4 protein-coding genes and 1 pseudogene are annotated in these 7,342 nt (G+C 74.8%); 1 reads left to right on the top strand and 4 read right to left on the bottom strand.

Translation table 11 applies throughout. From position 1 onward, the window contains the following. Positions 1 to 270: 270 nt before the first annotated feature. The 3 genes from D450_RS0113530 to lanKC all read right to left on the bottom strand — a co-directional run bounded on the left by D450_RS0113530 (position 271) and on the right by lanKC (position 5,877). Positions 271 to 2,100: an ABC transporter ATP-binding protein gene (locus D450_RS0113530; protein WP_017539205.1), complete on the bottom strand. Its 1,830-nt coding sequence runs from the start codon at positions 2,098 to 2,100 to the stop codon at positions 271 to 273. Positions 2,101 to 3,031: 931 nt separating this feature from the next. Beyond that, positions 3,032 to 3,157 carry a SapB/AmfS family lanthipeptide gene (locus tag D450_RS33680; RefSeq protein ID WP_017539204.1) on the bottom strand — a complete coding sequence of 42 codons (126 nt, stop codon included), beginning with the start codon at positions 3,155 to 3,157 and terminating at the stop codon, positions 3,032 to 3,034. A gap of 32 nt (positions 3,158 to 3,189) precedes the next feature. Beyond that, entirely contained in the window at positions 3,190 to 5,877 is a 2,688-nt protein-coding gene (gene lanKC / locus D450_RS0113520; protein WP_017539203.1) for a class III lanthionine synthetase LanKC, read from the bottom strand. Positions 5,878 to 6,474: 597 nt separating this feature from the next. On the opposite strand from lanKC, the gene D450_RS0113515 reads away from it, so the two are divergent. Then, positions 6,475 to 6,825, top strand: coding sequence for an ArsR/SmtB family transcription factor (locus D450_RS0113515; RefSeq protein ID WP_017539202.1), 351 nt, complete (start codon positions 6,475 to 6,477; stop codon positions 6,823 to 6,825). Positions 6,826 to 6,861: 36 nt separating this feature from the next. Here D450_RS0113515 and D450_RS0113510 read toward each other — a convergent pair. Further along, positions 6,862 to 7,342 (bottom strand): annotated as a pseudogene (locus tag D450_RS0113510) (Gfo/Idh/MocA family protein); the annotation flags it as partial.

Here is a 7,342-nt window from a genome sequence, read left to right as displayed (position 1 = left end):
CCCGCCCCTGCCGCGGGCTCTCGAGAAGCGTGGGGTGGTGCGGCCGTCGTTCTCATGGGGCTTCGTCGTTTCGGCGGCTTGGGGGTCCGTGGGGTGCTGTGGCCGTCGGCTCCATGGGCCTCCGTCGTTTCGGAGGCGGGACGAGAGGCGGCGTGGTGCTCTTGCCGGTGCGCGGATGCGTCATGGGGGGAGGTGCACCCCTTTGGGTGCGTGGCGGGCGCGGCGGACACGGACGGTGGGGCGGTGTCCGGTGCGGTGCTGCCGGTGCTCTCATAGGGCGCCGTCCCTGTGGGCCACGGTGCCCGGTGCGTCCGAAGTGCCCGTTGAGCCCGTTGCGCCCGGTGTCGAGTCCTCCGCCGGATCCGCGTGCCCGCCCTCGCCGAACACCGCCCGGTACTCCGGGTCGTGCCACAGCTCCTCGTGGGAGCCGACCGCTCGGACGCGGCCCCCGTCCAGCCACACCACCATGTCCGCCCGGGCCGCCGACGACAGCCGGTGCGCGATGACGAGCCGCGTGCCGGGGCGGACGTGCCGTGCCAGCGCCCGGTCCACCTTCCGCTCGGTCGCCGTGTCCAGGCTGGAGGTGGCGTCGTCCAGGATCAGCAGCCGCCCCGCGTGCGCGAACGCCCGCGCCAGCCCCAGACGCTGGAGCTCACCGCCTGAGAGCGGCGCCTCCTCCAGCGGGGTCGCATACCCCTGGGGAAGCATCCGGACGAAGTCGTCCGCCCCCGCCGCCCGGGCCGCCGCCCGCACGTCCTGCTCCGAGGCCGTCTCCGCGCCCGCGGCGATCGCCTCCGCGACGGTGGCCCCCGTCAGCCACGGCCGCTCGAACGCGTAGCCGACCTCCCTGCGCAGCTCCTCCTCGGCCACGTCTGCGAGCGGGACGCCGTCCAGCAGCACCGTGCCCCCGTCCGGGTCGGTCAATCGGCCCGCCACCTCCGCCAGCGTCGACTTGCCCGCCCCCGAGCGCCCGACCACGGCCGCCGTCCGTCCGCCCGGAACGTGCAGGTCCACCCCGCGCAGTGCCCGGTCGGTGCCGCGCCGCACCTCCACCCCGCGCAGTTCCAGCGCACCGGGGCCCTGCGCAGGAAGCGCCGAGCGCCCGTAGGGCAGTTCCTGCACGCCCATCAGCGCGTCCACGCGGCGCGCGGCGGTCCGCCCCCGCACCAGCGCCCCGAGCGGTTCGGCGACCGCCCCCAGGCCGGCCGCCAGTGCCGCGTAGCGGGACACCGCGAGCAGGTCGCCGACGCTGAGCCGACCGGCCGCCAGCCCCAGGCCGCCCACCGCCAGGACGGCCGTGATCAGCAGGGGCATCAGCACGCCGCTGCGCGCCATCGCCGAGCCGTGCACCGCCCACATGCGCCGCCCCTCGGCGCCGAGTGCGTCCAGCGGGCGCAGGACGCGGCTCCGCTCGGCGTCGAGCGTCCCGGCGGCGGCGATGGCGCGGGCACCGGAGAGTGCGTCGGTCAGCCGGGCGGCGATGCCCGACTGCACCTGCAGGTAGCGCCCGACGGTGTCCCCGGAGCTGCGGGCGAACGAGCGCAGCAGAAGCGCCAGCAGGGGAAGGCCTGCCGTGAAGGCCAGGGCCGTCCACGGGTCGATGAGCACCAGCGCGACCAGGGCGCCGGTCGGCGCCAGTGCCGCGGCGGCGATCTGTGCGGCCGCGGCGGGGGCGGTCCCGGCCTCGGTGGCGTTCGCCGACAGGCGGGTCGCCAGGTCGCCGGGGGAGAAGCGGGCGACCTCGGAGGGGGAGGCTGAGGCCAGCCGGGCGACGGCCCCGCGGCGCAGCCGTGCGGTGGAGCGGGCGCCTACCGTTCCCGCCAGCAGCGCGGCGCAGGAGGTCAGGACCACCTCGGCGGTGATGAGCGCGATCGCCGCGGCGAGCGTGCGCCCGGCGTCGGGGGCGCGGGCCAGGAGCAGGTCCAGGGCGGAGCCCATGACCGCGGGGACGGCGAGGGAGGCGCCTGCCGCGGCGGCCGAGCACAGCAGGACCCCTCCGGTGCGCCCGGCCTCGGCGCGGGCCACCCGGGTGAGCAGCGCGTCGGCGGACCGGACGTCCGGGGCCCGGCCGGTACCGCGGCGCCGGCGAGTGAACACCATCCTTGGCCCTTTCTGGCGCGTGGAGAGCGGAGCCGGGCGCCGGCCGTCCGGTCGGCGCCCGGCCGCCGGAAGAGCAGCGATGCAGGAGGAAGGAGCGGGACCCGAAGGAGGTGGGATAGCGCCTCTACACGTTCGTAGCGGGGCTCCCCGTCCTCATCGTGCTTCCGGGGGCGATCGGCGTCGGCATCGGGGGCGGGGATGGCCTGTTCGGGGGTTCCCCCTGGATTGGGCGGAGTAGGTGCGGCCGCGGTCGTCCCGGGCACCGCCGCAGCCTCTCTAAGGGGCGGCTGCGTCACCGACGCCCGACCCTGCGGGGGAGCGGTGGTCACCGACTTATCGTCGCTGCCCTTTCGGGGGCCGTCCGTGCACCTTGGAGGTGAAAGTGCCGCGGGCGATCGATGGGGCACGGAACCGCGTGTCCGGTCCTCCGCCGAGAACATCCGCGGATTCGGCGCGGTCGTCATGGGGACACGGCCGGCCGAAAGCGGTGAAGCGTCACGCCGGATCAGTGCTCGCGCCCCTGTCATGCGTCTGCTCTCGTTGCTCTGACCGTTTCTCCGTGCATCGGACCTGTGAACGGACGCCCCCCGAAGGCGCGGGCAGTGGAACAGTGGTGAGCGGAGAGGAACGGAACGGCGCCCCGGAGGCGCCTTTCCGTTTCAGGTGTCCATGCCCGCGCTCACAGCCGTTTCGGGGGCGCCCTTAGAAACGCCGGTATTCGGGTACGAGTCCTTCATGAGGCGCCGCCTCACCGGGATGCCGGAGAGCGGCCGCGCCCGAGCACTCTGGGAACAGGGACCGTATTCCCAGAACCGGGAATGCAGCGGCCGCACCGGCCGTAGAGCGCCCGTCCGCGCACCGCGCGGACGGGGCTCGGAGGTCGGCGTGTCCCCTTTGCAGGGGACTATCGACGTCCCACCGGCTCAGGGACTCAGTTGCAGGTGGTGAGGCTCAGGCTGCTGTCGCCGCAAAGCAGGAGGCTGGCCTCACTGCCGCCACCGCCACCGGCGGCCTCGTCCTTGGCGGGCTCCAGGGTCTGCAGGTCGAGCAGGCTCATGGTTCTTCCTTTCGTCGCTCTTCGTGTCATCGTCATTCGGTTGTCCCGGCCGCCTCGGCGGCCGGCTCCTTCCGCCGGAGCGGAGGGAGGAACGGGAGCCCTGTGGGCGTGCCGCCGCGTGCGGCGGCCAGTGCGAGCAGGCATCCTGCGGTCCCCGTGGAGAGGTCCATGGAGAGCCGCATCATCTGCTCGCCGGGGAAGGCGAGGTGCCCGCGGTAGCGCATGGCGTGCAGGGAGAGGCCGTCGATCTGCCGGCCGACCCCGTGCGGGTCGGAGGACGGGCGGGCGCCCGCGCCCGCCGGCGCGGTGGTGCGGCTCAGGTACAGCACCATCCCCGCCTGCCCGCGGAAGAGGCCCGGCTGGGCGTAGAACCGGCCCTGCGCGGCCCGCACGATCTGCGGCCGGGCGCGTTCCAGGGCCGCGTCCCGGCGGTGCTCCAAGTAGTCGTCGATCACCATGCCCACGCCCACGCTGCCCTCGCCCAAGTAAGGCAGGGTCCGCCACCCCTCGTCGATGTGCAGGGCGCCGGAGGCCCCGGTCACGCACATGTCGAGGTCCGCCTGGAGCGTCCGCCGGGCCAGGTCGAGCAGGACGGTGTCGCCGGTGCGCTCGTACAGCCGGATGCACAGGAGCGCGGTGCCGGAGCCCCCGTGCAGGAGCCCCGCGCGGCGCCGCTCGTCCGGGGCGGCCAGCACCCGCTGTGCCGACAGCTCCGCACAGCGCAGGGCCGCGGCCGACGCCTCGGTCTCGCCGGTGCCGGCCGCAATGGCGTCCAGCGCCAGGCCGATCCCGGCGGTGCCCCCGTGCAGCCCGGGGCCGGCGGCCTCCCACGGCTGGGAGAGCAGGAGCCCGGTCAGTTCCAGGGCCGGCCCCTGGTGGCCGAGGCGGTCGAGCGTCCAGGCCAGGCCCGCCAGGCCGTCGTAGAAGCCCAGCGGGGCGCCCGAGCCGGGGTCCTTGGCGCGCCGCAGCAGCCACTCCTCGGCCTCGGGTGCCGGACCGGCGCCGCTCTCGGCGAGGGCGTACAGCACCCCGGCGGCGCCGAAGCCCACGGACAGGCCGCCGCAGGCGGAGCCGAACTGGGCGATGTCGCCGGGGAAGAACCGGTCGTCGCGGTCGGGGGTCGCCGAGGCCAGGACCGCGGCGGCCATCGAGTCGCGGCTGCGCGGCCAGTCGCCCGGGGCGACCGGGGGGAATGCGGGCGGTCCGTCCGCCTCGGCCGGGGCGGCGCCGGTGCCGGGCGTCCCGGACTCGGGGGTGACCGGGCGCGCGGCGCTCTCGCCGTCGGCGTCGCGCAGGATCTCCTCCACCGCCCGCCGCAGGAACCACCGCGCCTCGGGGAAGGTCCGCGCCGCCTCGGCCGCCAGGTGCTCGGCCTTGCCGCGGTCGATCGCCAGCAGGCTGGTCAGCGGCAGGAACAGGGCCAGGCGCAGGCAGGCCAGCGCGTAGCGGTCCACATCGAAGCCGCGCCGGTCGCCGGGGGCGACGAACCCCGGATTGGCGACCGTCTGGCGGGCCCGGTCCTCGGCCGGCCGGGCCGCCTCGAAGTCCAGCAGCACGACGGCCGACTCGTCCTCGGAGACCATGATGTTGAACAGGTGCAGGTCGTTGAAGACCAGCCCGCGCCCGTGCACGGCCGCCACGGCCTCCTCGATCCGGGTGTACAGCCGCACGGCCCACCTGCGGTACTCCGCCAGCCGCTCCGGGGAGGCCTCCGGCCCGATCAGCGGGTGCCGCTGGGCGAAGAAGGAGTTGAGCGGCCTGCCGCCGACGTGCTCCAGCACCAGGAAGCGGTGGTCGTCCAGCTGGAAGCGGCCCAGCACGCGGGGCACGCAGTCCAGCCCGGCCAGGCGCTCCAGCGCCTCGCGCTCGCGTTCGAGGCGCTCCACGGCGTCCGCCCCGTCGGCGGCGAGCCCGGCGTGCGGCCGGGCCTCCTTCAGCACCACGGGCTCGCCGGTGGCCTTGACCCGCCCCGCGTAGACGCCGCCGCCGTTGGAGAAGTGCAGGGCGCGCTCGATGGCGTACGGCAGCCCGGTGACGTCCACCGCCGAGCGCGCCTCCAGGTGGGGCCGGAGGAAGTCGGGCACGGGCGCCCACTCGGGGGCGTGGAACCCCGGGCCGCGCCGGTCGGGCACGAGGGCGCCCGCGGGTCCTTCCAGCGCGGGCACGGCCTCGCCGTTCTCGTCGTAGCAGTACCGCTTGGTGAAGGACCCGTAGCGCAGGTGCACCGGTCCGCGGTTCCAGCGTACGTCGCTGAGGATGTAGGGCCCGGGCTCGCCGCCGACCAGCCCGTCCAGTGCGGCGGCCGCCGCACCGCACTCCTCGTCGCCGCCGGGGTAGACGGTGATGAACTTGCCGCTGGCGCCCCGGTCGGCGTACTTGGCGTTGCGGTTGTGCAGCAGGTACTGGGTGGGCACGAACTTGAAGGCCAGCGACCGCTCCACGCAGAAGTCCCAGACCCGCTCCAGCACCGACTCGGCGTTGTCCGGCCGGGCGGAGACGTGGATCTTCCAGCCCTGCTCCGGCAGCCGGTGGTCCAGCGGGCGCAGCGCCAGCCAGTCGCCCTCGCGGTGGCTCCGCCAGCCCTCGGGCGCCGGCCGCCGGGCCGCCGCGAAGAGCCGGTCGCCTCCGCCGCCCGCGTCCGGGGCGTCCGACGCTCGTCGCCGGGGGGTGTCGTAGAAATGGCGATCTGCGTCGCAGAAAACTCCGTACCCCTTGCTCAACGAGAACTCCCTTGCCGGGGCGGCGGGTCGATGCCGCCACCAAACGTTGCACGGACCTCCCGGTGATGTCGACATCGGCAGGGGCCCATTCTTTCTGGAATAGCCGCAGGGGGGCGCTATTCCAGGTCGCAGGCCTGGCCGGTGAATGGAAAAGTTCTCATGGCGGGCGGGAGGAGGCAGGCGGTGCTCGCGCCAACGGAAGGGCGGTCTTCCTTTTGATGAGGGGCGATGGTCCGGGAATGGACAATTCGGATTCCTTTGAAGGAGGGTGAAATGAAAGGGTTCGTCCGATATTAGTGTGGTCATCGCATGTGTGAACGCGGTCGCGATCAGTGCGCCCGCACTGCGGGGGACGCCGGGTTCCGCTCCTGTGGTGTGAAATCGCGCCCACCGAACTCCCGGCGGCGGGAGTGTTCATCGGAATGAACTTCTCTTGTCCGCCGGCGGGCGTCGGCCCACGTCTTCCGGCCGATGAATGCCTGGAGAATTCATTCGCAAAAGGGGAGGGCGGTGGCGGTTTCCCCGAGCGCGCTCCGCGAAGGGCGCCGCCGCCCCGCACTACGATGGGGGCGGGCCTACGAGCGGAGGGAGGGGTACGTGCGCACGCTGGACCATCCGGAGCGCGAGGACATCGACCTGGACGCCGTCCTCGCCGCCCTCGCGGATCCGATCCGCAGGAGGATCGCCTGCGAGCTGGCCGAAGGCCACACCGACATGGCGTGCATCGCCTTCGAGCTCCCCGTGAGCAAGTCGACCTGCACCCACCACTTCCGCGTGCTGCGCGAGGCGGGGGTGATCCGCCAGCGCTACCAGGGGACCGCGATCCTCAACAGCCTGCGCGCCGACGACCTCCAAGCGCGCTTCCCCGGGCTGCTCGGAGCGGTCATCGGCGCCCACCGCGGTGCGGACGCCGGGGGGCCGGCCGAGGCGTCCTCCGCGCACGGCTGATCCCCCCGGCGCCCTGCGCGCCGTTCGGCCAGGGCCTCAGGGCAGCTCCCGCGCCCCGGGGTCCCACCCCGCCGGCAGCGGGTCCGGGCGCGGGACGCGCGAGTGCACGGCGACCGCGCTCCCCGTCCGCGCGGCCTCGCCGATCGCCGCCATCACCTCCAGCACGTGCGCCGCCAGCTCGCCGGAGGCGCGCTCCGGCCGGCCGGCGCGGATCGCGCGGGCCAGCTCCAGCACCCCCAGCCCGCGCCCGGCCGCCGCCCCCTCCGGCGCGATGGTCCGCGGCTCCTCCCCGCCCCGCCGCCACAGGGTGCTCGCGCCGTCGAAGCGGTTGGGGTCGGGCAGGACCAGGACGCCCTCGTCGCCGGTGACCTCCACGACGCCGCTCCGGCGCAGCGCCGACTGGAAGCTGAAGGTCGCCTGGGCCGAACCGCCCTCGCAGAACCGGACCAGGGCGGCGTGGTGGGTCGGGACCTGCACGGGGAACGAGGACCCCGCCCGCGGGCCCGACCCGACCGTG

Source organism: Nocardiopsis halophila DSM 44494, from assembly GCF_000341245.1.
GTDB lineage: Bacteria > Actinomycetota > Actinomycetes > Streptosporangiales > Streptosporangiaceae > Nocardiopsis_A > Nocardiopsis_A halophila.
This window is presented reverse-complemented; position numbering and strand designations above follow the sequence as displayed.

Bases quoted from the DNA above. Each gene is read 5' to 3' on its own strand.
- D450_RS0113530 (WP_017539205.1), bottom strand. From the start codon at position 2,100: ATGGTGTTCACTCGCCGGCGCCGCGGTACCGGCCGGGCCCCGGACGTC.
- D450_RS33680 (WP_017539204.1), bottom strand. From the start codon at position 3,157: ATGAGCCTGCTCGACCTGCAGACCCTGGAGCCCGCCAAGGACGAGGCC.